This window comes from Jatrophihabitans lederbergiae (genome assembly GCF_031845305.1).
In the GTDB taxonomy this organism is placed as follows: domain Bacteria; phylum Actinomycetota; class Actinomycetes; order Mycobacteriales; family Jatrophihabitantaceae; genus Jatrophihabitans_A; species Jatrophihabitans_A lederbergiae.
Genome location: NZ_JAVREH010000009.1, coordinates 22065 through 46381, shown reverse-complemented (window position 1 = coordinate 46381; position 24317 = coordinate 22065). Strand labels below are relative to the sequence as shown.

The 24317-nt window shown below is 69.5% G+C and carries 27 protein-coding genes; 2 read left to right on the top strand and 25 right to left on the bottom strand.

The window, feature by feature from the left end; genetic code table 11:
• Positions 1–28: 28 nt before the first annotated feature.
• The 7 genes from RM423_RS09530 to RM423_RS09500 form a co-directional block, all read right to left on the bottom strand.
• On the bottom strand, positions 29–913 hold the full coding sequence (locus tag RM423_RS09530; RefSeq protein ID WP_311422787.1) for an ABC transporter permease: 885 nt from the start codon (positions 911–913) through the stop codon (positions 29–31).
• Entirely contained in the window at positions 910–1890 is a 981-nt protein-coding gene (locus tag RM423_RS09525; RefSeq protein ID WP_311422786.1) for an ATP-binding cassette domain-containing protein, read from the bottom strand. The genes RM423_RS09530 and RM423_RS09525 overlap by 4 nt, the downstream gene beginning before the upstream one ends.
• A 99-nt stretch (positions 1891–1989) precedes the next feature.
• A complete protein-coding gene (locus tag RM423_RS09520) occupies positions 1990–2508 on the bottom strand; it encodes a hypothetical protein (protein ID WP_311422785.1) in 519 nt (172 codons plus the stop codon).
• Entirely contained in the window at positions 2496–2633 is a 138-nt protein-coding gene (locus RM423_RS09515; protein WP_396327664.1) for a hypothetical protein, read from the bottom strand. Before RM423_RS09515 ends, RM423_RS09520 begins: the two co-directional genes overlap by 13 nt.
• Positions 2634–2919: 286 nt before the next feature.
• Positions 2920–3753 carry a glycosyltransferase family 2 protein gene (locus RM423_RS09510; RefSeq protein ID WP_311422784.1) on the bottom strand — a complete coding sequence of 278 codons (834 nt, stop codon included), beginning with the start codon at positions 3751–3753 and terminating at the stop codon, positions 2920–2922.
• A 52-nt stretch (positions 3754–3805) separates the two neighbouring features.
• Positions 3806–5209, bottom strand: coding sequence for a sensor domain-containing diguanylate cyclase (locus RM423_RS09505; protein WP_311422783.1), 1404 nt, complete (start codon positions 5207–5209; stop codon positions 3806–3808).
• Positions 5210–5351: 142 nt separating this feature from the next.
• Complete coding sequence (locus tag RM423_RS09500) at positions 5352–5867, bottom strand: GNAT family N-acetyltransferase (RefSeq protein WP_311422782.1); 516 nt, start codon at positions 5865–5867, stop codon at positions 5352–5354.
• A gap of 68 nt (positions 5868–5935) precedes the next feature.
• Between RM423_RS09500 and RM423_RS09495 the strand changes: the two genes are divergently transcribed.
• Positions 5936–6235, top strand: a complete 300-nt coding sequence (locus tag RM423_RS09495; RefSeq protein ID WP_311422781.1) for a DUF6767 domain-containing protein — start codon at positions 5936–5938, stop codon at positions 6233–6235.
• 263 nt (positions 6236–6498) lie between these two features.
• Complete coding sequence (locus RM423_RS09490; protein WP_311422780.1) at positions 6499–7413, top strand: DMT family transporter; 915 nt, start codon at positions 6499–6501, stop codon at positions 7411–7413.
• Here the strand turns inward: RM423_RS09490 and def are convergent.
• From def to RM423_RS09400, 18 genes are all read right to left on the bottom strand, one after another.
• Positions 7379–7927: a peptide deformylase gene (gene def / locus RM423_RS09485; protein WP_311422779.1), complete on the bottom strand. Its 549-nt coding sequence runs from the start codon at positions 7925–7927 to the stop codon at positions 7379–7381. The genes RM423_RS09490 and def overlap by 35 nt on opposite strands.
• Before the next feature lie 42 nt (positions 7928–7969).
• Entirely contained in the window at positions 7970–9967 is a 1998-nt protein-coding gene (locus RM423_RS09480) for a S9 family peptidase (RefSeq protein WP_311422778.1), read from the bottom strand.
• A gap of 97 nt (positions 9968–10064) precedes the next feature.
• Positions 10065–11189 (bottom strand): GH12 family glycosyl hydrolase domain-containing protein, encoded by a 1125-nt coding sequence (locus RM423_RS09475; RefSeq protein ID WP_311422777.1) that lies wholly within the window; start codon positions 11187–11189, stop codon positions 10065–10067.
• Between the two features lie 685 nt (positions 11190–11874).
• Positions 11875–12684, bottom strand: a complete 810-nt coding sequence (locus tag RM423_RS09470) for a helix-turn-helix domain-containing protein (protein WP_311422776.1) — start codon at positions 12682–12684, stop codon at positions 11875–11877.
• A 5-nt stretch (positions 12685–12689) separates the two neighbouring features.
• Positions 12690–12830 (bottom strand): hypothetical protein, encoded by a 141-nt coding sequence (locus RM423_RS09465; protein WP_311422775.1) that lies wholly within the window; start codon positions 12828–12830, stop codon positions 12690–12692.
• A 602-nt stretch (positions 12831–13432) separates the two neighbouring features.
• Entirely contained in the window at positions 13433–14347 is a 915-nt protein-coding gene (locus RM423_RS09460; RefSeq protein WP_396327669.1) for an ACP S-malonyltransferase, read from the bottom strand.
• A gap of 28 nt (positions 14348–14375) precedes the next feature.
• Positions 14376–14858, bottom strand: coding sequence for a DUF2867 domain-containing protein (locus RM423_RS09455; RefSeq protein WP_311422773.1), 483 nt, complete (start codon positions 14856–14858; stop codon positions 14376–14378).
• Between the two features lie 25 nt (positions 14859–14883).
• Entirely contained in the window at positions 14884–15342 is a 459-nt protein-coding gene (locus tag RM423_RS09450; RefSeq protein ID WP_311422772.1) for a 3-hydroxyacyl-ACP dehydratase FabZ family protein, read from the bottom strand.
• Complete coding sequence (locus RM423_RS09445; RefSeq protein WP_311422771.1) at positions 15339–15716, bottom strand: 3-hydroxyacyl-ACP dehydratase FabZ family protein; 378 nt, start codon at positions 15714–15716, stop codon at positions 15339–15341. The genes RM423_RS09450 and RM423_RS09445 overlap by 4 nt, the downstream gene beginning before the upstream one ends.
• Entirely contained in the window at positions 15713–16462 is a 750-nt protein-coding gene (fabG, locus tag RM423_RS09440) for a 3-oxoacyl-ACP reductase FabG (protein ID WP_311422770.1), read from the bottom strand. Before fabG ends, RM423_RS09445 begins: the two co-directional genes overlap by 4 nt.
• Entirely contained in the window at positions 16459–17886 is a 1428-nt protein-coding gene (locus tag RM423_RS09435) for an NtaA/DmoA family FMN-dependent monooxygenase (protein ID WP_311422769.1), read from the bottom strand. Before RM423_RS09435 ends, fabG begins: the two co-directional genes overlap by 4 nt.
• Positions 17883–19340, bottom strand: a complete 1458-nt coding sequence (locus tag RM423_RS09430) for an MFS transporter (protein ID WP_311422768.1) — start codon at positions 19338–19340, stop codon at positions 17883–17885. Before RM423_RS09430 ends, RM423_RS09435 begins: the two co-directional genes overlap by 4 nt.
• Positions 19337–20053, bottom strand: coding sequence for a 2-hydroxychromene-2-carboxylate isomerase (locus RM423_RS09425; protein WP_311422767.1), 717 nt, complete (start codon positions 20051–20053; stop codon positions 19337–19339). Before RM423_RS09425 ends, RM423_RS09430 begins: the two co-directional genes overlap by 4 nt.
• A complete protein-coding gene (locus tag RM423_RS09420; protein ID WP_311422766.1) occupies positions 20050–20952 on the bottom strand; it encodes an acyl-CoA thioesterase family protein in 903 nt (300 codons plus the stop codon). The genes RM423_RS09425 and RM423_RS09420 overlap by 4 nt, the downstream gene beginning before the upstream one ends.
• Positions 20949–21677: an alpha/beta fold hydrolase gene (locus RM423_RS09415; RefSeq protein ID WP_311422765.1), complete on the bottom strand. Its 729-nt coding sequence runs from the start codon at positions 21675–21677 to the stop codon at positions 20949–20951. The genes RM423_RS09420 and RM423_RS09415 overlap by 4 nt, the downstream gene beginning before the upstream one ends.
• On the bottom strand, positions 21674–22354 hold the full coding sequence (locus tag RM423_RS09410; protein ID WP_311422764.1) for a hypothetical protein: 681 nt from the start codon (positions 22352–22354) through the stop codon (positions 21674–21676). The genes RM423_RS09415 and RM423_RS09410 overlap by 4 nt, the downstream gene beginning before the upstream one ends.
• Positions 22351–23445, bottom strand: a complete 1095-nt coding sequence (locus RM423_RS09405) for a beta-ketoacyl synthase N-terminal-like domain-containing protein (protein WP_311422763.1) — start codon at positions 23443–23445, stop codon at positions 22351–22353. The genes RM423_RS09410 and RM423_RS09405 overlap by 4 nt, the downstream gene beginning before the upstream one ends.
• The gene (locus RM423_RS09400; protein ID WP_311422762.1) at positions 23442–24317 is read right to left on the bottom strand and encodes a beta-ketoacyl synthase N-terminal-like domain-containing protein; all 876 of its coding nucleotides are present in this window, start codon (positions 24315–24317) and stop codon (positions 23442–23444) included. Before RM423_RS09400 ends, RM423_RS09405 begins: the two co-directional genes overlap by 4 nt.

The following is a 24317-nucleotide window of genomic DNA, read 5'->3' as shown; positions in this document are numbered from 1 at the left end:
CCTCGGGCGCCGCGGCGCGTACCAGCCGTCAGGCCCGGCGGCGGTAGTTGCGCAACGCCAGCGGAAAGAAGACCGCCAGGATGCCGGCCATCCAGGCGAGCGTCCACAGCACCGACGACGCGACCGGGCCGCCCAGCATGAGCCCGCGCACCGCGCTGGTCAGGTGGGTCGCCGGGTTCACCTTCACGAAGGCCTGCAACCAGCCGGGCAGCGTCGACGACTGGACGAACACGTTGCTGCCGAAGGTCAGCGGGAACATGGCGAGGAAGAGAATGCCCTGCACCGCGCCCGGCGTGCGGGCGAACATGCCGATCGTCACCGACACCCAGCACAGGCACAGCGCGAAGCCGATCGCGAGCACGCAGGCGGCCACTGCCTCCGCCAGATCGGTGTGCACCCGGAAGCCCATGAGATAGCCGGTCACCAGCAGCACCACTGTCAGGATCACGTAGCGGATCACGTCGGCCAGCACCGCACCGATGAGCGGGGCCGACCGTGCGATCGGCAGCGAGCGGAACCGGTCGAACACGCCCTTGGTGATGTCGGTGTTCAGGTTGACGCCGATAGCCACGGACCCGAACAGGACGGACTGCACCAGCACGCCGGGCAGCACGTACTGCAGGTAGTCGTGGGTCGAGCCGGTGATCGCGCCGCCGAAGAGGTATACGAACAGCAGCAGGAACATGATCGGCTGCAGGGTCACGTCGAGAAGCGCCTCGGGCGTGCGCCAGGTCTTCAGCAGCCCGCGGCGCGCCAGCGCGATGCTGTGCCGGACGGCCCGCAACGGCGAAGCCGGTCGGAGAGCCGACGCGGCGGCGGACGGCACGCTCAGCGCCGGCTCGATGACCACTGCGCGCCCGGCGTCCGAGCTGGTGTCGGTCTTGTTACTCGTGTCGGTACGGGTGTCGGTCATGCCGCGGTCTCCTCTTTCGACTGGCGTTGCCCGGTGAGGGTGAAGAAGACCTCGTCCAGGCTCGGCAGGTGCAGGGACAGTTCAGTCAGCGCGATGCCGGCCGTGGCCAGCTCGGCGACGGCGGCGGTGAGCGCATCGTCGCCGGCCACCGGCACGCTCACCACGCCGGGACGGACGTTCTCGACGGGGGCGCCGGAGATGGCGGCGATGATCCGGGCCGCCTCGTCCAGGCGGCCGGGGTCGGCTGGACGGACGGTGAGCGTCTGGCCGCCGACGACGTGTTTGAGCTCGTCCGGGGTGCCGTTGGCGATCACCCGGCCGTGGTCGATGACGGTGACGTCGTCGGCCAGTGCGTCGGCCTCCTCCAGATACTGGGTTGTCAACAGCACCGTGGAACCGTCGGTGACGAGGCTGCGGACGACGTCCCACATGTCCTCGCGCTTGGCGGGGTCGAGCCCGGTGGTGGGTTCGTCGAGGAAGATCACGGACGGTCGTCCGACCAGACTGGCGGCCAGGTCCAGCCGCCGGCGCATTCCGCCGGAGTACGTCTTGGCCGGCCGGTCGGCGGCACTGGTCAGCTCGAACCAGGCGAGCAGCTCGGCAGCCCGGGAGCGGGCGGCCGGACGGCGCAGGTCCAGGAGTTCGCCGATGAGCATCAGGTTCTCGGTGCCGGTCAGGTCCTCGTCGACGGAGGCGTACTGGCCGGTGAGCCCGATCGTCTGGCGCACGCGCTGGGCGTCCCGGCGGACGTCGTAGCCTCCGATGGTGGCAGTGCCGGAGTCGGGGGCGGTCAGTGTGGCGAGGATGCGCACGGCCGTGGTCTTGCCCGCGCCGTTCGGGCCGAGCACGCCGAGCACGGTGCCCTGCCGGGCGGTGAGATCGATGCCGGCCAGCGCCTGGGTGTCGCCGAAGCGCTTGGTGAGCGCTCTGGCTTGGATCGCGTGGTGGACGGGGTCTTCCCGCCAGTTATCGGTCATGGCGCTCAGCGTGCTCGCCGGCGCTGACAGCTCACGCACGAACGGCTGGCAGTCCCTGGCAGGCGCTGGCAGCGGCCCCGGCTAGGACGCGGACCCCGGCTAGAACTCCATGCCGGCCAGCCGGGGTTCGGGCAGGAGCCCGATCCCGAATCGCGACTCGACACCGTCGCGCACCGTGCGTGCCAGCCGCAGCAGCTCCGTGGTCCGCGCTCCGCCCCGGTTCGTCAGCGCCAGGCAGTGCTCGGTGGACAGCGACACCGTGCCGGGTGGCTGGTCCAGACCGAAGCCACGCCCGAAGCCGGCGTGCTGGATCAGCCAGGCGGCCGACAGCTCGATCCTGCCGTCGACGGCCCATTGCGGGCAGCCGGCGGGCACCGCTGCCGCGTCGGTGACGGGATTGACGAAGAACGAGCCGACACTCCAGGTATCGGGGTCGGCGTCGTCCAGCACCATGCCCTTTCCGCGACGCAGGCTCAGCATCGTCTCGCGCACGCGGTCGATCGGCGCGCGCTCACCCTGCTCGACACCCAGGCGCCGCGCCAGCTCGGCGTAGCGAATGGGAACGGAGTCCCACGAGTGCCGCAGCCGCAGGGTCACATCCAGGATCACGTAGCCCACACCGGCACCGCCCGGGTTCGCCGGTCCAGCACCGTCAAGGCGGTGAGGACGTCGGCCACCTCGCTGCCGTACGCACCCGCGTTCTGCACCGGCGCGGCGCCGACCAGCCCCGGAATGCCGACCATCGTCTCGAGCCCCGACCAGCCGGCGTCGACGATCAGAAGCGGCCTCGTCGACCTCGCAGACCGCGGCGACCAGTTCGGCAGTCGTGGCGGCGGTACGCAGCCGGGCGATCGGGCCGCCGAGCCGCAGCGTGGTCAGGTCGGACAATCGGGCGGGTGCGGACTCGCTCCGGTCGGGAGATGTCTCGGTCATGGCGCCACAAACCCTGACGTGCGCCCGGAGCGGGCTTCGGGCTCAGGCCCGGCGGCGTTCGCAATCTCACCTCCGGCAATGATCGCCGGGTCGGCGCTAGGAATCGAGCAGCCGGCGGTGGGCCTCCGTCGGAGCCGGCAGCACCCGGCGCTGCCGAATGGCCGCGGGCAGCCGAGTCAGCGCCGCGGTGACACCGTTGATGCCGGACCGGCCACGCCGCAGCTCGGTGGACACCACCGTCGCCACGACCCGCCACGGGCGCCGCAGCACCGCCGTGAGCACCCGGTTGCGGACCGCCAGTGCTGCCCGGCCGGATCGGTCGGCACCGGCCGCCGGATGGTGATGCGCCACCACCGAGTCGACGTAGGCCTGCCCCCAACCCGCGGCGGCCAGGTCCAGGGCCACCCGTTCTTCCTCGCCGAAGAAGAACACCACGTCGTCGAAACCACCGACCGCCAGGAAGGCATCGCGACGCAGCACCGCGCCGCAGGCGAGGAAGCCCAGGACGCTGGGCCCGGGAAGGTCCGGCTCGGTTCCGAGTGGCGAGGCGGCCATCTCCAGGCACGTCGGGTCGAGCCGGTCGCTCTCGCCGACCAGGATCCGGGCCGCGAGCAGGGCCATCCGGGGGTGTGCGTCGAATAACCGGGCAGCCTCGTCCAGGGCGCCCGGCGCCCACCAAGAGTCGTCGTCGGCGAAAGCGACGTAGTCGGTCAACGCACGGGCCACGCCGACGTTGCGGGCGCAGGCGCCGCGGTTGCGGCCCAGCTCGACCACCTGTACCTGCGGAAAGTGCTCGCGCACCAGAGCGGGGGAGCCGTCGCTGGACCCGTTGTCGAGCAGGATCACCGGCCCCTCATGGTGGGGCAGTGAGCGCCGCAGCTGCTGCCACCGGTCGCGGGTCGCGATGATCACCGTCACGTCAACAGCCATGACCCGACGTTACCGGTGCCGCCGTACCGCCGAGAACGCGCTGCCCAACGGGTCAGGCCATGATGATCGTGTTCCGGCCGGCACGCTTCGCGGCGTAGAGAGCACGGTCGGCGCGATCCATCAGCGCCTCAGCGGTCTCGTTGCCGTCGAAGACCACGTAGCCAATGCTGCAGGTCTGGCCGGAACCGGCGACGGTGCGGATGCGGTTGAGGACGGTCCCGGCGTTGCCCGCTGAGCACTGCGGCAGTGCGATGGTGAACTCCTCGCCTCCCCACCTGGCGAACAGATCACCCCCGCGCAGCGCGGCGCGGGCGGCACTGGTGAACTGCCTCAGCAACTCATCGCCCGCGTGGTGACCGTGACTGTCGTTGAAGCTCTTGAAGTGGTCGAGGTCGGCCATGGCAACCGTCAACGGCTCGCCGCTACGCCTCGTCATGGCGAGCAGGTGTCCCAGTTGCTCGTCCCAGCCGCGGCGATTCGGCACGCCGGTCAGCTGATCGGTGTCGGCCAGGCGCTGCAGCTCGCCAAGCAGGGTCGCCTGGCGCAGCGCAACCCCGGCGTGGTCGGCCAGCAAGGTCACCGCGTGCGCCCGACGATCGGCGAGGTCGGGAACCTGCGTTCGCCAGCCGACCACCAGCAGACCGCTGACGCCGTGCTCGTTGGCGATGGGGACGAGGTACATCGAGCGGGAGCGGGTGGCGTGCAGCAGGGCCGGTGAGGCAAGCGGATCCTGTTCCGGCACCGGGAAGAAGGCCGGCTTACCGGTACGGAAGGCGGTGACCGACGCGGAGGTGGCCGACAACGGGACGCTCAATCCGACCAGGGACGGATCGCTGCAGGCGGTGATCCGCAGCGCCGGCGGGTCCGACTGCGGCTCGGCCAGTGCCGCATACGATGCGGCGGCGATGTCGCGGCAGGCCTGCACCACGATGTCCCGGGCGTCGGCCCCGCTGTGGACGCGGCGGATGACGCGGGCCACCGCGGCGAGATCGGCATCCGATTCCGCCGCGGCCTGTTCGGCGGCCTTGCGATCGGTGATGTCCTGGGCGTGGGACACCGTCCACACCTGCCCGTTCGGGCCGGTAGTGTGCGACGCCGTCAGCGACACCCACCGCACCTCGCCGTCCGGGCGCAAGACGCGCTTGTCCAGATGCGCGACGCCGCCTTCGGTCGAGGCGATGATCTCGATGGCCCTGCGATGCATATCCAGATCGTCCGGATGGGTGAACTCCGCGCCGCTGTGGCCCAGCATCTCCGCCTCGGTACGGCCGAACAGCCGGCACATCGCGGGGTTGGCCGTTACCCACAGCCCGCGTTCGTTCGAGAGCGCGATGCCGACCGGCGACGCGGCGAAGATCCGCCGGTACAGATCAGGCGGCAGGCCTCCAGGGAGCGCGCCGTGCTCGTCGGCGAACTCGCGCCGCTCGACCGGGATGCTCCCACCGTCGCCCGTCATCCACCCCCCGATCACCACCGCCGACGTTACGGCCTGGGTGGTCGGTTTTTCAATTCATCCACTCCGACGGCTTGTGCGCCAGCACGCAAGCCTGCCGAAATCGCTCCGTGCCGTCGGGCTCACGCACCAACGGTCCCCGCGTTCATCGCAGGCGACGTGCGGCCTGGACGGAGGATGGCTCCGACCCGGCAGGTTCGGCAAGTACGAACCCGGCGCGGCGCAGCACCGCCTGAGCCGCCAGGTTGGTCGCCGTGGTGTCGGCGACCAGCTCGACGGCGCCGAGGTCCCGGGCGCGGGTGACTCCCAGCAGCAACGCGGCGCGGCCGATGCCGGCACCGCGATGCTGGCGGGACAACCACATGCCCACCTCGAGCACACTGTCGTCGTCGGCACCGTCCGGCCGGAACAGCCGCAGCACTCCGAGCGCCTGGTTGCCTGCTCGCACGGCGTACGTCGCCTCGTGGTGCGGACCGGCCAACCCGGGGCGCCGGCTTCGGTGCAGCTGGCGGAACGCGTCCTCGGCGAACGGTCCCCAGCCGGGGGAGCCCGGCAGCGGGGCCATGACGTCGGCCGGGCTGTCCTCCAGCCTGGCGGCAGCGACGAGCTGCTCGAGAACCTCGTCGTCGATATCAACCAGCTCGACCCCGGTGCGCACCATGGGGCGATCATCACGCATGTGCTTCTCGCTCGCTGAAAGAAGTGTTCGGCGATGCAGTGCCGGACAAAGTGAGCGGCACCGTGTCTTCGGGCGGCGCCGCCGAACAGTTGCTTCGCGCCAGCCGCAACGCCCACCTGCTGGTGGTCGGCAGCGGCACCCGGCAGGAGGACCAGCCCGTGACCCGACCACATGCCACACCAGTGCCGAAGTACCCCATCCGCATCGGCGAGCCGTGCACGCTCTGCGTGCCAGGGGCCAGTGGACCGCAGGATTGCGGCCTCGTCCAGCTGGTGTTCAGCGACCCCGGACCTCAGGGGGAACTGCGCCTGCGGCGACTCGCGCAAGGACCTGACCATTCCCACGAGTAAGCCCTCGACTGAAAGGTGTTTCTTCTAGCGTGCCGTCGCTGACCAGTGGACCGGCCACCAGCTCCGCGACCCGTCTTGCGGAGCTGGTGGCTGCGGTCGTGCCGATCCGGTCGGCCGTGACCCGAAGTGGACAGCCCATGGAAGGCACTGGCAAGGTAGGGGCAACCCGAGCCGGGGACGCGCGGAATCGTGTTGTCGAAGCGAGGTATCACCCGACTCGGAAGGCGGACCGTCCCGTGCAACCCTCGGCTCATGGTCGTGCGGTGCTGGGGGCTCTGGCCGGTGCGCTGATCATCGCGACGTCGGCCATCCTGGTACGGCAGTCAGGAGCGTCGGCCGCTCCGGCGTCGTTCTTCCGCTGCCTCTTCGCGTTGCCCGTGCTGGGTGCCCTCTCGGTGCGGGATCGCCGGCGCCGTCCCGCGCTGCCGGCTCGGGGCCGGTGGACCGCCTGGGCAGCCGGCGTTCTGCTGGCCGTCGACCTGGTGTTGTGGTCGCGAGCGATCGGCTATGTCGGCGCCGGACTCGCCACCGTGCTTGCCAACCTGCAGGTGCTCCTCGTGGCGGGGCTGGCCTGGTGGCTGCTCGACGAGCGCCCCAGCCGATCGCTGCTCGCCGCGGTTCCGGCCATGGTTGTCGGCGTGGCGCTCATCTCCGGAGTGGGCAGCCAGCACACCTACGGCGCCAACCCTGGCCTGGGCGCGCTGTTCGGTGCCGTCGCCTCGGTTGCGTACGCGGCGTTCCTCCTCGTGTTCAGGCACGGAATGCCGGCGCCCGGGCCGGGAAACAACGCTGTTCAACCGCTCTTTCACGCCACCGTGGGGGCCACCGCCGGCTGTGCCGTTCTCGCGCTCGCCACCCGCGACTTCGCCCTCGGGCCGGCCTGGCCGGCGCTCGGCTGGCTCGCCCTTCTCGCCATGTCATCGCAAGTCGTGGCGTGGCTGCTGATCACCAACTCCCTTCCCCGGCTGCCGGCCGCTCTCACCAGCGCCGTGCTCCTGGTACAACCCGTCGGTGCCGTGGCACTCGGTGCGCTGCTGTTCGCCGAACATCCCTCGCCGGGGCAACTGGCGGGGGTGGCGCTGGTACTCGTCGGCGTACTGGTGGCGACGGCTGCTGAACCTCTGCTGGCCAGGTTCCGCCTGCTCAGCCGGTCACGCGCAATGGGCCGTGCGGGCTGACCCGGATCTCCGGTACCACACCACCACTCCACTCGGCGTCCCGGATCGCGGCCTCGGCTGCCGCCCGGTTCTCCGGGTCCAGCCGGTCCACGAAGAGGATGCCGTCCAGGTGGTCCGTCTCGTGCTCGATGATCATGGACAGCCGGCCGGAGCCCTGCAGCCGCAACGGCTCGCCGTGCATGTCGAAGCCGGTGGTGACGACGTACATGTGCCGACGGCAGTCCATGGGTACACCAGGAATGGACAGGCAGCCCTCACGGCCGAACTGCTCCTCATCGCCCACGACCTCCACCACCGGGTTCACCACGTGCCCGATCTGGTCCTCGAAGATGTAGGTGAACACGCGCAGGCCGACGCCGATCTGCGGTGCGGCGATGCCGCCGCCGTTGGCGTCCAGCATGGTGTCGGTCAGGTCGGCTACGAGGCCGCGCAGCTCGGCGTCGAAGTCGACGACGGGCGCGGCCTTCTGGCGCAGCACCGGGTCGCCGAACAGTCGGATCGGGCGGATGGTCATGGTTCTCCTCGATGATGGAAGGTGAGGTTGGAGGTCAGCAGGTCAGGCGACGGGACGGGCAGGATTTGCCTTGGTCGGCAGGTGTTCTGCCCACCAGCCCAGCACGTGGTCGAAGCGCTGGCGGCGGTGCCGCGGCTGGCCGGTGCGGGTCAGCCCGTGGCTCTCGCCGGGAAAGACGAGAAACTGGGACGGCACGCCACGGCGTTGCAGGCCGGCGAAGTAGCGCTGGCTCTGCTCCAGCGGGCAGCGGTAGTCCTGCTCGGAGTGGATGACCAGCGTGGGCGTGCGCACCTGGTCGATCACCGCCATCGGCGACTGGGACCGCACCTGCTCGGCGTCGGTGCCGACCAGCGCATCGCCGAAGAACCAGCCGATGTCCGACGTTCCGGCGAAGGATGCCGGGTCCAGGAAGCCGCGCTCGACGATCGCCGCCGCGAAGCGGTCCGCCGAGCGCGGGTGGGCGATCAGCCACGCGGTCATGTACCCGCCGTAGGAGCCGCCCATCACCCCGAGCTGGGTGGGGTCCAGCTCGAGCGCCGGATCGGCCAGCACGCCGTCGAGGTAGTCGAGCAGGTCGGCCGCGTCGCGCTGCCCCAGGGCGCCGGCGACGCAGCTGCCGTGCCGCTGGCCGTAGCCGGCCGACCCTCGTGGATTGGCGAGCACCACGGCGTACCCGGCCTCGGCCAGTACCTGAGCCTCGTCGTAGATGTGCCAGCCGTACTGGGTGAACGGGCCGCCGTGGATGTCCAGCAGCACCGGGTGCGGACCGGGGCCGTCGGGCAGGACGACCCAGCCGTGCACCGGGTAGCCGTCGTCCGCGGCAACCGTGACCTCTCGCGGCGGCCGCAGCCCTGGGCCGGACCGGACGGCGGCGGCGAAGTCGGTGAGCCGGCGCTCGGGTCCGGGGGCGATCAGGACGAGCTCGCCGGGGGAGTCCGGCGCCGTGACGGTGGCGATCACAACCGCGTCGGCGCCGCTGCCGAGAGCATCGTGTCCCGTCACCCAGCGCTCACCGGACAGCAGCACCGCCGGCTCCGCATCGGGCCGGATCCGCAGCAGCTCCACCGCGCCCCGGGTGCGGTTGTGCACCAGCACGCCGTCGCCGGTCACCGTCAGCTGCGAGCCGACCTCGCCGAGGTCGACGGTCTCCGCCGGGGTGTGCCGGACGGGCGCCGTGGACCCGTCCGCGGGCACCGAGAACAGGCCGGTGTGCCGGGCGATGAACTCCACGCCGCTCGGGCCCGGGTCGCTGGCAAGGAACCACAGCGTGGCGCCGTCGGGTGACCACGCGACCTGCTCCGCGGCCAGGCTGGTCGGCGTCACCCGTACGAGGTCGCTCCCGTCCGGCGCGCACGTCCACACGTCTGACCGCAGGTCCCGCTCGCGGTCGGAGTGGCGCGCGCTCACGAATGCCAACTGGCTGCCGTCGGGGCTCCAGGCAACGCCGGTGGACTCGTACGGCCCGTCGGTTACCTGCCATGGTCGCGCCGCGGGCTCGTCCGACGGTTCGTCGCGCGGGTCCGGCACCTCGACGACGAAGAGCTGGTTTCGCCGGTCGGCCACATATCCGACGCCGTCCTCGAGATAGCGCAGGTCGGTGATCAGTCGCGGCGGCTCGGCGTCCGCGCTCACCTCGTCGTCGGTGCCGTACCGGCCGGGCTCGGGACAGCGGGCGGTATAGGCCAGCTGGCGGCTGTCGGGCGACCAGACCGACGCCGCCACTCCGAGCGGGGCGTCGGTGAGCCGCACCGGCTCGCCGCCGTCGGCTGCCACGACGTACAGCTGGGCCTTCGCGTCCTTGGTGTCGGCGCGTAGAAACGTGAGCAGTCGCCCGTCCGGGGAGTACCGCGGGGACGTGTCACGGTAGCCACGGGTGAGCCTGGTCGGTGCCCCGCCGGCCAGTGGGACGATCCAGAGCTGGCCGATGTAGGAGTTCGTGGCGACGTCCGGGCGGACCACGGAGACGACGGCACGGTCACCGTCGGGATGCAGCGAGGGAGCGGACAGGGTGGGCAGTAGGTCGATCTGCTCAGGGCGCAAGAGAGAACCAGCCGATCCGGAAGCGGACAGATTGTATACAGCAGACTGCCTAGTCCGTCCGCTGTCTGTCAAGGCCGTCGGGGAGCTGTCTCGGACGCTAGCTCGCGGTGCAGGTGGCCGTCGGAGTCGTGGAATTTCCCGTGGCCTGAAACCCGAAGGTCGTGGTTGCCGCCGCGGCTAGCGCACCGTTGTAGCCGGCGTCCGTCGCGAGCTGGGTGCTGCCGCTGGTCGTGCCGTTGGCGTTCCAGATGTTGATGGCCGCTTGCCCGCTCGGCCACGTCCAGGACACTCGCCAGGCGCGGGTGGCGACGGTCCCGGTGTTGCGCACCGTCATGTCAGCGGTGAATCCGCCGTTCCAGGCCTGGGTCACCCGCAGACGGGCTGTACACGAAGCCGCGCGGATAGGCCGTGCGATCGTAGGCGGTGCAGTCGTGGGCGATGCGGTCTTCGGCGGTGGTGTGCGACCGGTGGTGACCGCAAAGTTGGTCACCGCCAGGCCGGTTCCGCCTGACCACGGTTCAAACCCGGCCTGGATGCTGGTGAGGTACCACGAGTTCGAGGCGTAACCCCTGCCTATCGCGTCCTTGTAGAAGGTGCTCACCGGAAAGCTCATCGATCCGGTTCCAGCCGTGCGGACATAGGAGACGACGTTCCAGCCGATGTTGCCCTCCCACACGTCCCAGGTGCCGCCCGCGAGGGAGACCGTGCCGACCCGCGACCCGACCGGCTGTGGCAGTCCGGAGTGGTTGAGCCAGACCATGATCTCCGCACCGGTGTTCTGCCCGTTCGTGCGTGCCGTGGGGTCGAACCAGATGTCGTAGGAGGCATCCCAGTTGCCGCCCGCCGGGTACCTCATCGACACGCTGGTGCCGATGCCTGCGAACTTGGCGGAGTTGGCGGCGACCGGGCTGAACCCGGCAGTGCAGTTGCCGTAGTGGCAGCCCCGGTAGACCGATGGGTACCCGGTCGGGGCACCGTTCGTCGCGGCTACGCCGTCCTCCTGGACGATGCGAAAACCCGTCGACGACACGCCGATGCACTGCGTCGCACTCGTACCCCAGCGGTTGTTCTGCACGATGTACGCGCCGCTCTGAATGGCCGTCGATCCGTACTGATCGCAGAGGGTCGTGTCGGCCGCGGCAGGTATTGCCGTCACCGCTCCGATCTCGACCGCGCCCAGGATGAGTGCCAGCCCGGCGGCTAGCAGCGACAAGCGCCTCATGATGCTCCTCGATGTCATTGCTAATCACCAGGGACGCTCTCTGGTGAGGGTGATCCCAGCAACAACATCGACCGTTTCCCCCATTGTCCAAGAGAAAACGCTTCACCGACGTGAGGCCCACAGGCTTGCCGCACGCGGCTGTCAGCGTTCCAGCAGCCTCCGCGGTCACGGTCTTTTGGTGAACCACAGCGCTTCTTGGTGAACCACAGCGCCCAATGCGCTGGCCGCGACGACGGCACCGGCCGCAGACGCCGGCTGGCTGCCGCGTAACACGACGTAGACCGCCACCGCCAAAGCCACCCCGGACTCGAGCCGGAAGAGGTTTCCTCTGAATTCACTAGCCGAGGCCAAGGAATCTAGAATCTGGGCCCCAACCTGACAACAATGATCAGTCGCCGATGTGAACACGGGCGAGTTTTTAAGTGTCGGCCTTCCTCTCCTGCTGTCTTATGGATTCTGTCTTATGGATTGCGCTGGCGGTGCAAACACGGTGGCTCGCCGATTGGGCGGAGACTGCCAACTGTAACTACGTGGCTTATCCACGATGCCGGAGTCGCGGACTTGCTTACTCGGTGGCACGGTCTCAGACAAATCCAGTCGAGGCCACGTGCTTGGTCGAGGACGTCATCCATGCGGCGCATGTCGTCATACGTCGCCCCGAGGCCGCGATCCACGACGGGCATGCTCAGGTTGCGCTCGAAGGAAGCGGCGTCGTATCGCGGGACTGGTCTGCGCCGGCGGTCGCCGCGGGGCCGTTATTGGTGCGCGGGACGCAGCCCGGTAGTGACCCGCGGCGACCGGTGAGGCCGAGCTCTGTGGCGAGGACGCCCGCCTGGAACCGGGACGTCGCACCGAGGCTGCGCATGATGACGGCGACGTAGCGGCGGTAGGTGCGTACCGAGATCGCCATCTCGCGCGCAGCCATCTCGTCGATGCGCCCTTCCACGAGATGGCTGATGATCTCGAGCACCGCGTCGTGCGCGACCGGGGAGTCCACCACGGCGACGTCGTTGAGCAGCGGCACTCCGTGGTGCCACCCACCGACGAACATCATGTGGACGGCGTTGATGATCGCGTTGTCGCGAACCATGGACGCCTGCCACGCGCCGTCGGGTCGCGCGACGCGCACCATGGCACACCTGAGATCCACGACGACCGTGCTGGGGAAGCGCGACTCGGTCAGACGCACGTCAAGCCAGTGTTTGCCTGCCGCGTAGGCCAGCATCCGTTCCCGGGAGCCTGACCCGCTTCCGGCGAGCATGCGGACCCGGATGCCGGACGACCAGTTCACGGCACTCCGCTCCAGGCCCTCCATGACGACCTCCGCGGGGCGAGGAGCGTCCGGCAGGATGACCGAGACTGCCGACGTGGCCTGCTTGAGTGCGGTGGCCAGGGTGTTGCGCGCGCACGTCGGGTCGGTGGTCGTCACGAGCGCGTGGTCGTCCGCCCGCAGAGCGCTGTGCCGCAGGACGGCATCCTGTAGTAGCGATTGCATCGCTACTACAGGGTGCCCCTGAGCTCCTCGTCGGCCCTGCCCGGGCGCGCCGACCCGGACAGTGTGACGACCTCGGTCGACCACGGGTCATCCGCGGCCGGAACCCTGGAGGGGTTGACGACATCCCCCGTATGCTTGGTTTCCACTACCTGCCCGCCTCCTGACTGCACCGTCGCGCCACGGCGACGTACTGGATGGCGTCACTCACAAGTATCAAAACGTCGACTCCGGTCCGTCGGTCCGGCTACGCGGATCGAATGGGTCATCGCTTGTCATCGACCGGTCGGCCATCTCACGTCGCAACATCGCCTCGGCGCACCCGGGCGCGGATTCCGTTACCGGTGCCCGCGTGCCGAAGATTCGGCCCCGCAGGTCTGGACGGGCCGAGACAGGATCGAAGCAGTTAACCCGAAATTTAATTGCAAGCAGTAATAATGAGCGCTCAACATTCACGCTGCCACATCTTCGGAGCCCCACTCCCGTTAGTCACAGTGCGAAAGCATAGTGCGCGGAACGTTAGTCGGGGCCGAACGCGTATTTATGGGCCGGGCGTTACGAAGCGCCCAGCGCGGTTGGTCCACGTTCACCGGATGGCAATACGCTGGTCAGCCGATGGTCACGGCGTGGTCCCCGGACGCCGACTCGCCCACGCTGGCGCCGCCGTGAAGGGCGCGGAGAAGTTGGCGACATCGCTGGTCGACACGGCGTGCTGCCCGTCGCTGCTGGGGTTGCCTGTAGGGCCCTCGGGTCAGCGCACCGACGCCAGCAACTCACGGGCGGCGGGCAGGTCATCAGGACTCTTGATCGCGAGCAGGTCGACCCCTGGCAGCGCCCGCCGAGCGATCCCGGTGAGGATGCCACCCGGCGCGAGTTCGATCGCCACCCGCACGCCGAGGTCACGGCAGGTGTCCAGGCACAGATCCCAGCGCACCGGCGAGGTCACCTGCCGCACGATCCGTTGCACGACCTCGGCCCCGGTCGGAACGGCCGTACCGTCGGCGTTGGACAGCAGCGTCGATTTCGGCGCCGAGGGTGTCAACTCGTGGGCGTAGGAACGTAGCTGCCACTCCGCCGGTGCCATGTGCTCGGTATGGAACGCGCCGGCGACGCCGAGCGGGACGATCCGGAGGCCGCGCGGCGGTGCCGCGGCCAGCGTCTTGAGGTCGGCCGAGGAGCCCGCCGCGACGATCTGCCCGGCACCGTTGTAATTGGCCGCGGTCAGGCCGGCGGTGGCCAGGCACGCCAACGCGTCGTCGATCGAGCCGCCGACCACGGCGGCCATGCCCGTCGGGGTCCGCGCGCAGGCAGCCGCCATCGCGGCTCCACGGTGCGCGGCGAGTTCGACGGCTGCGTCCGGCGTCAGGACCCCGGCGACGGCCGCCGCGGTCAGCTCCCCGACGCTGTGCCCAGTTACGACGTGCGCAGCAGCGCCGATGAGACCGAGGTGAGCGGCGACCGTCACGCCGAGCGCGACGATCAGCGGCTGCGCGACCGCAGTGTCCTTGATCTGCTCCGCGCTCGCGGTGGTGCCGAGGCCGACGAGATCCATCCCGCTGACCTCACAGAGCCGCGCGAACTCGTCGGCGATTCCGGGGACGTCGAGCCACGGCAGCAACATGCCCGGCTTCTGCGCCCCCTGCCCGGGGGCGAATATCGCTATCACGGCGTCTGCGCGGACGGGCATCTTGTCATCATCCGAATCCCGGTATCGACTCGGCGCTCGCGCGGGCGGAGAACGGGGCCGAGATGAGCGCGGGGATGACCAGCTTGTGAAAGGGCTTCACCAGCGTGAAGTACGCACGGCCGACCGCGTCGACGAACTGCACCTCGGTGGTGAAGCTGCCCCGCTGCCCCACCGAGTCGATCTCGAACGTCGCCCGGAACGCCAGGTGCTTGTCGGCGTCACCGCAGACAACCCGCTCCGGCGACACCGACTGGACGACCAGCGGCCCGAACTTGCCGCCGGGCGCCAGGTCGACCAGCTTGCCGTAGTTGCGCTCCTGAGTGTTGAAACCGACTCTGCCGGCAACTGAGTCCCGCATCGACAGCACCAGGTCGAGCCATCGGGGCGCGGCCTCCAGGATCAGCGAGCAGAAGCGGGGCGCGTCCATCCGCTCTGGAAGGTCGACGGCGTACTTGTCGGCGTAGTCGACGCGTCTGAGGTTCTTCGTCATGGTCGAGTGATCCTCCGTGCTGCGGTCAGCGTGCGGCCGCGATGATGGATTCGACGACCGCGATCACCCTACCGTTGCAAAGCGTCCGACTCGACATGAATGCCGTCGGGCCGACATTGCGCTCGAGCCGGACCTCATGTACGAGACAGTCGTCGGGGAAGACATCGCCAAGGAACGTGACACCCTCCGCCTTGGCGAAGTAGAGCACCCCGACGGAATCCGCGTCCTCGCCCGACGCCGCCGCACGTTGCAGCCACAGCGCGGCCGCCGCCTGACCGAGCGACTCGACGACGAGCGCCCGCGGGTACGCCGACGAACCGGTCAGCTCGGTCTGGAGGTAACACGGCTCGTCCGGCCTGATCACCTTGAACCCGATGGCGCTGCGCCGATCGCCGGCGACGTCGAGCCGGTCGACCATCAGGATCGGCGGTCGATGCGGCAGCACGGTCATCAGCGCGGCTGTGTCGAGTGACATCGTGGTCATGCGTAGGACATCCTCACCGTGAACAACTTCTGCTGGTCCTCGACGGTGGAGCGGCCCAGGAATGCGGCGCCGATGACCGTCCCCGCTGCCGAGCGGCGCAGCGTCAACTCGATGCGGACGCGGTCCCCGGGCAACGCCGGCGCGAAGAACCGCAGCGAATCCAACCGGTCGAACGGCCGCGGGATCGCCGGGCATGAGCTGGCGAGCTTCTCGCACAGGTCGAACAGGAACACGCCCGGGTAGATGGGGTTGCCCGGGTAGTGCCCGGACAGGTAAGGCTCCTCCCGACCGATGGTCTTGAGCGCCGTCCCACCGTCGTCGGTGACGTCGACGGCCTCCAGCTCGGTGGTGCTGGAGGCCCGTGGGTGGCTCACAGCTGTGTCCCGCCGTCGACCACGATCGTCTGACCGGTGAGGTAGGAGGCGTCGTCACTGTGCAGGAAGCCGACGAGACCCGCGACGTCCTCGGGGCGCTCGATCCGGCGGAGCGAGACCTTGCGAACCATCGCCTTGATCTGGTCCTGGGTGAAGCTGGCCGTCATGTCGGACTCGATGAATCCCGGTGCCACGGAGTTGACGCGGATGCCGGAGCGCCCGAGTTCCTTGGCCAGCGTCCGTGTCATCGCGTCGATGCCTCCTTTGGTCGCGGAGTAGTTCGCCTGCCCGGCGTTTCCGTACACCCCCGCGACGCTGGAGATGTTGGTGACCACACCGAACCCCGCGCGCATCGCAGGCATGACGAAGGCCCGGGTGACATTGAATGTGCCGGTCAGGTTGGTCTCGAGAACCCGATCCCACGCGTCGTCGGACATCAGCGCGATCGCGCGGTCGTCGGTGATCCCTGCACAGTTGACCAGGTCGGTGATGACGCACTTGTCCGCCGCGAATCCCGCGAACAACTCGGCCACCGCGGACCGGTCTGCGGTGTCACAGATCCGCATCAGGCTGCCGGGGGAGACGGTGTCGATGCTCTTGTGGATCTGGTCGGCGCGCTCGCTCGGCGCGCGGTGGATGCCGATGACGCGCATCCCGGCCGCAGCCAGGCGCAGGGCGATGGCGGCGCCGATGCCGCGCGATGCGCCGGATACGAGTGCCGTCCGCGGGAGGTTCTTCGCCGTCATGCGGTTCGCGCCTCCCTCTCCTCGGCGGCGGGGGCAACCGAGTTGGCAATCGAGTTCAGGTACTGGTGAGCCGGGTGCCGCTCGTCGGGCCGGTCGGAGCCGGTGAACCGAGCGCGCAGGGTGCTCGGGTCCGCGTTCTCGGTATCGCGTGCGAGGCCGCGGCGCCGCAGCTCCGGCATGACGGAGTCGGCGAAAGACAGGTACGAACCGGGGATCGTGTAGTTGATGACGTTGATCCCGTCGATCCCGGCGTCGGCCCACTGCTGGATGCCGTCCGCGATCTCCTCCGCCGTGCCGACGAGGCGACCGGCGCTGCGGTGGATCCGTGCGATGTCGCGGACGGTCGGCTCGCGGTCGGGAATCGCCTGCCGGAGCCAGGCGACGACGGATTCGGTGCCGCGCTGCCGCAAATCCCCGATGGGCTGGTCGAGGTCTGCGAAGCCGAGGTCGACGCCCATCACGCCGCCGGCGAACGCCACGTAGGCAGCGTCGTCGAGCGTCGCGTCGATGCGGGCCGCCTCCGCCTCGGCGGCGGCGTGGGTGTCCCCGACCACGAAGGTCATACCTTGCATGATCTTGATGTCGCGGGGGTCGCGGCCGAACTCGGCGCAGCGCCGCCGAATGTCCGCGGCATCGCGGCCCGCGCTGGCGGGCGTCGGCGAGAGCAGGAATACCACCTCGGCGTGCTTGGCCGCGAAATCCCGCCCGCGGGAGGACGCACCCGCCTGAAACAGGAACGGAACGCGCTGAGGGCTCGGTGAGACCAGATGCGGGCCCTGTACGGAGTACCGCTGCCCCTTGTGGTCGATGCGGTGGACGTGCCGCGGATCGGCGACGATGCCGGCATTCTTGTCGAGCACCAGCGCCTCGTCGTCCCAGGACGCCTGCCACAGCTTGTAGACGACCTCCATGTACTCCTCGGCCCATTCGTAGCGCTCGTCATGGTCGACGAGTTCCTCGAGGCCGAAGTTGCGGGCGGCGTTGTCAGACATCCCGGTGACGACGTTCCACCCGATCCGGCCGCGCGTGGCGTGGTCGAGCGTCGACATCTTGCGGGCGAACTCGAACGGGTGCAGCTGGAGCACCGAGCTCGTGAACGCGACACCGAGCCGGCGGGTGGCGGCGCAGATGGCCGAGACGATCACCATCGGGTCGTTGCAGGGAATGTGCAGGCCGCTGGCGACGAACTTCTCGATGCCGCCGGAGAACTCGTGCACCAGGCCGGTCATGTCGGCGAAGAACATCATGTCGAAGCCGCCGTCTTCCAGAGACCGCGCGAGGTTCACCCAAAGGTCGAGATCGTTCATCCGGTCCTGCTCGGCCTCGGGCAGCTGCCAGGCCCCGTGCTGCAGGTGGGAGACGGTGTTCTGGAGGAACGCCGAGTAGAACAACGGGGCCGCGGCCCTGCCGTCGAGGTCTGTCATCGGGATTGCCCTTCTGAAGAGGAGGCCACCGGGCGGCGCTTACCGGTGAGCAGGTTGAATACGCCGGCGAGTGCGGCCAGCGCTGCGCTGGCCAGGCCGATCCAGCGCAGACCCTCACGCACGCCGCCTGGGTTGAGACCGTGGCCGGCGTAGTGCGTCATGATCAGTCCGAGGACGCCGATGCCGATCGAGTTGCCGAGCTGCCGCGTCATCGTCAGCACGCTGGCAGCGGTGCCGTAATCACTGCCGGACGAGTGCGCGAAGGCCTGGGCCGAGGTCGCCGGAAACGACAGGCCCACGCCGACGCCGATCACCATCGTCGGCAGCACCGTGCTCAACGTCGAGGGGTGCTGGTGGTTCAGAGTCACCCACAGCAGGGCCAGCCCGGCACTGCAGATGAGCATGCCGACGCCGATCGTGTTCGACAGGCCGAGGCGGGCCGATACCTTCCGCCCGGCGCCTGCGAAGAGCACGAGCATTGCGCTCATCGGCAGGAACCGCAGACCGGTAGCCGTGGGGCCGAGGCCCGCGCCGTACTGCAGGTAGTAGGACAGGAAGAAGAAGAGCGAGAATGCGGAGAGGCCGGTGGCGAAGCCGGTGAGCAGGCTGGAGCGGAACTCCCGTTCCCGTCGCAGGGACGTCGGCACCAGCGGTCGCGACGAGCGGCTCTCCAGAACGACGAAGGTCGCGCCGAGCACGACCGAGAGGACGAACATCGCGATCACGGTCGTGCTGCCCCAGCCCCAGCTCGGACCCTGGATGACGGCGAGCGTGAGGGCGAACGTGGCGGCCGCGAAGGCGCCCGTCGAAGCCAGGTGCGGTATCCGGTCACGCCGTTGCACTGCGGGCGCCGGCGTGCGCACGAGCAGGACCACCTCGACCGCGACGATCGGCAGATTGAGCAGGAAGATCCACTTCCAGCCGAGGTGTTGCACGACGAGGCCACCCACCAGCGGTCCCACCGCGGTCGACAGGCCGCTGATGGCGCTCCAGAGCGCGATCAACTTGACCGTGGCGCCTGGCACCGCGTAGACGAAGATCATCGCCAGCGACAGGGGGAGCGTCAGGGCGGCGCCGACGCCTTGCACGACGCGCCCGACGAAGATCACCCCCACCGCGTTGCTCCAGCCGTTGCCGGCCAGGGCGCAGACGAGGGAGCCGGCACCGAACACCAGCGCCCCGGCGCCGAACAGCAGCCGGATATCGTGCAGATCGCCGAGGATTCCGGCGGGCACGATCAGCGCGGCCAGCGCGAGCACGTACAGGCTGACGATCCACTGCGAGTCGCTGAGCCCGCCGCCCAGGGAGCGCTGGATGTCGGGCAGTGCGACGTTGACGATGTTGGTGTCGAGCAGGCAGATGAACACGCCCAGCATCGAGGCCGCGATCGCCGGCTTGGACGTCTGGCCGCGGCCGGTCGCGGACGCCGACGCGGTGACCGACATGGCGCTCATCCGCATCCCCCCGCTTGGTCGGCGTCGTAGGGCTCGGTCAGCTCATCGAGCATCGGCACGGCTACCGCAGCGTCCGGCTGGGTGAACTTGCCGGTGTCGCGCCACTGGTCGTGGCAGGCGAGGAACCAGCCGACCCGATCGAGACCCCAGAAGCGCTGGTTGCCGCACTTGAAGTACGGGATGCCGAAAACGTCGTCACGGTAGGCGCGCAGCAGCACCTCGGCACCCCGGGCGACAACGGACTCGTCCTTGTGCGCCTGAGCCAGCGCCGCGTCCAATCCGGCGCTGGAGAGGAGGCCCGCGAGGACGTCCTCGTCACAGATGTTGTCGCCGCGTCCCCACCTGGCGTCCATGAAGGCGCGGTAGGCAGTAGGGCGGTCCTCGGGGCGCGCGGCCAGCCAGGCCAGATGTGGGATCTCCCAGCGCGGTGCCCGGTCGATCGGCCACGTCATGGTGAGGCCGAGCCGCCGGGTGATCCGCTTGGTGTCCTGGAGGATGTACAGGTGCTTCGCCTTGCTCATCTGGGTGTAGTGGTAGTCCCCGCCGAGCGCGTGCAGCGCGTCGAGGGTTTCCGGTGCCGGGTCCCAGAACGGCAGCAGCTCGCTGGTCTCGAGAACGTCGGGCCGGGTGGCCTCGATCGCCTTCAGGCTTATCCAGCTGAAGGGACTGCGCATCGAGAAGTAGATCCGCGCGGTGGCGGGCGCCCTGGTCACTGGTCATTACCCCCGGTCAGTGCCTTGATGGTCGGTCCGTCCAGCTGAGCGAGCGATCCGGCCGTGTCGCCGCGGCTGATGGCGTAACCGTGCTGGATCTCGCCGCGGGCGGTGCACACCCAGCCGTCGGGCTCCTCGGTGAACGTCGCCATGCTGCCGTTGAACACGACATCGCCCACGATGTCATCGACGGTGAAGTACGTGCGGACGCGCGAACCCATTCGCGCCGGTGCCAGCACCTCGATCGAGTATTTGGACACGACCGGGATCCAGGCCCGATCAGCGAGCAATTCCGGAATGGCGAGGCCCACGCTGCGCAGGTACTCGTCGACGACCGTCTCGACCGCCCGCACGTAGCCGCGGTAGGACAGCACCTCCGAGCGCTCGCAGTAGTAGTACGGAACGACCCACTCGTCCGCGAACGCGGCGGGCAGGTCGCCCTCGGCCAGGTGGCCATCGCGCGACAGCGAGCCGCCGCGCGGCCTGGCCGCTGTCGGGAGCGGTCCCTCGGGCACGCTGTCCAGGACGGCGGCGAGCCGCTGCTGGTCCTCGGCCGGCGGACGGAGAACGATCTGGTACCGGCCCTTGAGCGAGGTCTGGTCGCTGCGCATGTTCTGGATCTCGATGGTTGCGCAGAGCCGGTCGACCGCCACTCGTGTCACGTCGAGGATGCGCACGGCGAGGCGGTCACCGAGTTCGATGACGCTGGTGAGCGAGACTCGGGACGCGACGATCTCGAACCGGCCGCCGTCGATGATCAGCTGACGGACGTCCACGCCCGAGGCGACTAGATACTCGAGTACGGCGTCGCCGACGACGTACTCGAAGTGCTTGAAGCCGATCCAGGTGCGGATGTTCGCACCCTCTCCGGAGACTGTCGTTTCGTGCTCGAAGATCATTCGTGATTGCCCTTTACAAGTAGGGACTGGATGGTCTCGGTGATGGTCTCGGCGACGATCTTCGGCGCCGTGTAGTGCAGGAAGTGGTCGCGGCCCGGCAGCAGCGTCAGCTCGAGACCGAGCCGGGCGCCGAACTCCCGGGCGCGGCTACCGGCGAAGCCGGGATCGCCTTCGGAGCCGATCAGCCGACCGGGGATCGCCAGATCCTCGAGCGGCCGGCGGCGCATCAGCGAGAAGTGTCCGAACAGCTCGGTGAAGGCCAGCGGGTTGATCCCGCTCAGAACCTTCGTGACCATGATCTCGATGATGTCTTCCGAGATCTTCCGACCGGCGCGCTGCGTGCGCGTCACGATCGAGTCGCGCATGAGACGGGTGAACTCGGTGCGGGTGCGGTCGAGCAGCAGCCAGTCGAGCCGTTCGTTCTCGCTCAGGTAGAACGGCGCGATCAGCACCAGGGCGCGCGGTCGCACGGCGTCCGGGGCGTGGAGCAACGCTTCGATGAGCGCCAGCGCCCCGAAGGAGTGGGCCACGCAGAGGTCGGGACGCACGCGCTCCAGCTCGGCCGCCACCGCCGCGTCCGGCGCCTGCTCGCGCAACCAGCTGAAGTCGGTGAACATCCGCCACGGAAAGTCGGGGGTCACGCACTCGATGCCGTCCAGTGCCGCGCAGGTGTCCTCCCACGACGAGCCTTGGTCCTCGATGCCGTGGATGAACAACGCCTTCATGCCCCGACCCGACCCATCTCGGCGGCCGCATCGGCTGTCGGCCAGAGGGCCGCGAGCATCGACGCCGTGCCGGACCGGAAGTCGGCGGCGACGTCCGCCAGGTCGTCCGGCACCGCGTACGGCGTTGCCGGTGAGACCGCGGCGGACACGACCGCGGCGACCGCTGCCGGGAGCGGCCCGTCGAGCGTCGGGTCCTCGATGATCTCGACCAGAAATACGCTGGGACAACGGGTCGCCGCGAGCATGACCGTCGTCAGCCGCCACGCGCCGCGCAGTCCACCCGTGCGGCTGTCGACCGTGAACGCGGGGCCTTGGGCACCGAGCCGGAGGCTCGACGCGGCGGACACCACGTTGGGCGACACGTTCGGGGCGTCCAGAATCGACACGCTGCGGTAGCGACCCTCCACCGCGAGCGCGTTGACCTCGCGCACTGCGTCGCGGGAGGCCTGCGGCGCCAGCGCAACGATCCCGCACGCCGCTGAGGCACCGGCGTCCCCGGCGAAAATGTGGGTACGGGCCAGGTCAGCAGCCGCGACGGCGACGAGCGACTGACCGCGGTGGCCGAGCAGGCCCTTGCGGCCGATCGCCCCGATGATGTCCTGCTTGGTGTTGGCCACCCAGAGCGCCCCCGGCACCAGGGATGGCCCTATCACGATCGGCTTCGACACGTACGTCATGCGGCGATCACCCCCACCGCGTTGGCGCCGCCGAATCCGTACGCGCACACCAGCCCGTGCTCGGCGACCCAGGACAGGTCCGGCTGCCACCGCAGCGCCGCGGCACCGCCGATCGGCCGGTCGGGGACGTACGCCGGCGGCGGCGTCCCCCGACACACCGCCATCGCGGTGAGGAGCGACATCAGGAACGATGCTCCCGACGTGTGCCCGATGCCCCCCTTGAGCGGCAGGAAGCAGGCGCTGCTCGTGAGCTCGGGCATAGCGGCGTACACCGACACCTCGCACTCGTCGTTGAGCGTCGTGCCGGTGCCATGCGGAACGACGAAGTCGAGGTCGCCGGCCGTCAGGCCGGCCCGGGAGATCGCGCGGCGCACCGTTTCCCCGATGGTCTGCGGGTGGGGCGCCGTGGGGTGGCTGGCGTCGCTGGAGCACTCGACGGAAAGGACGGTGCCGAATCGCTCCCGACCGCACCACGAGTCCTCGCGCGACAGCAGGCAGGCGGCGGCACCCTCACCGAGTACGGCGCCCGTGTGCTTCTCGTCGAACGGCGAGCAGTGGGTGGCCGGCTCCGACGCCACCTTGCCGATCATCGTCAGCATCGCCCGGGTCATGCTGTCGGCCGCGGCCAGCAGCACCTGGTCGTACGTCCCCGTCAGCAGCAGGTCCGACGCCAGCGCCAGCCCGGTGCCGCTGGCCGAGCACGCGTTGGTGATCGAGTAGACGTCGACGGCCGGGTCGACCTCGTCCCGCGCGACGTCCTCGGCCGAGTACCAACCGCCACCTGGCACCTTCACCTCGTCACCTGGCGTCGAGCCCAGGCCGGTGCACAGCACCAGGGCGGTGCGGTGCTGGTCGGGTGAGGGCAGGTCGCGCAGCGTCTGGCGCAGCGCTCGTCTCAGGTGTGCCGCGGCCCGCCGCTCGTAGGATTCCTCGATTGCCGGGTCGGCGTAGACGACCGCCACCCCCGGGATCTCGAAACCGGCGACGTCGACGAGCTTCTGGGTGCCACGCTGCGCTTCGTGCAGGGCGCGCAGTGTTTCGTCCAGATCGCCGAAGCAGCTGCTCATTCCTGGCGCGTAGGCGTAGATCACAGCGTCACCTCGACCCAGGTCCGCTTGCGGTCCTCGGGGAACGGGATGATCGCGCGCGAGTACCCCCGCGAGCGCAGCATGTGCAACGCCAGGAGCACCTGGCAGCCGAAGGTTGCCGCGTCGACGACACCGAACACCCGTTCCACGTCGATGACGTTCTCGGCCGGGTACGCCGAACTCGCCGTCCGGTCCCCGGCGACGATCACGGCCGCGTCCGGATCGGCCGTCGGCTCCCCCTGCTGCAGGCGCATGCGGAACTCGCGATCGGCAGCGTCATCGGCCGTCAGCAGGAACGCCACGGCGGCCTCGCCGATCGCGCCGGCGCCGTACCCGGCCGCCCAGGCCGAGCGTGGCGCCGTGAGCTCCTCGGCGCACACGAGCAGGCACGTGGACAACAGAGCCGTCTCGGTCATCATGTCGATGTAGGACACCGCTTTCATTCCGCCCGCCTTGCCGCCGGCGATGGTGGTGTTCGGGCCGGTCAGCGCGTGGCGGATCGCGACGAGTCCGGCGGCCGCATTCATCACGGTGTTCGGGAACAGCGACGGCGGCACGTTCCACGGCTTCGATCCGGTAATCGTGATGCCGGCGAAATCCAGCGTGGAGCGCATGCTGCCGACCGTCGTCGCCACCGTCACCCCGGTGCCGTCGGGAACCGACGACACGCTCGCGAGGCAGTCGCGCGCGACGAGCAACGCCAGCGCGCCGAGCCGGTCCAGCGTGCTCGACCCCTTGCGGCCCAGTTCGGCGCTCACGTCGAAGTGGGGCACCGCGATCTCGTCGGACGGACCGTAAGGACTCGGTTCCAGCTGCGCGGCGTAGCCGATTCCGAGTCGCGTGACAGCACCGATCGCCGAACACGAGAGCCACAT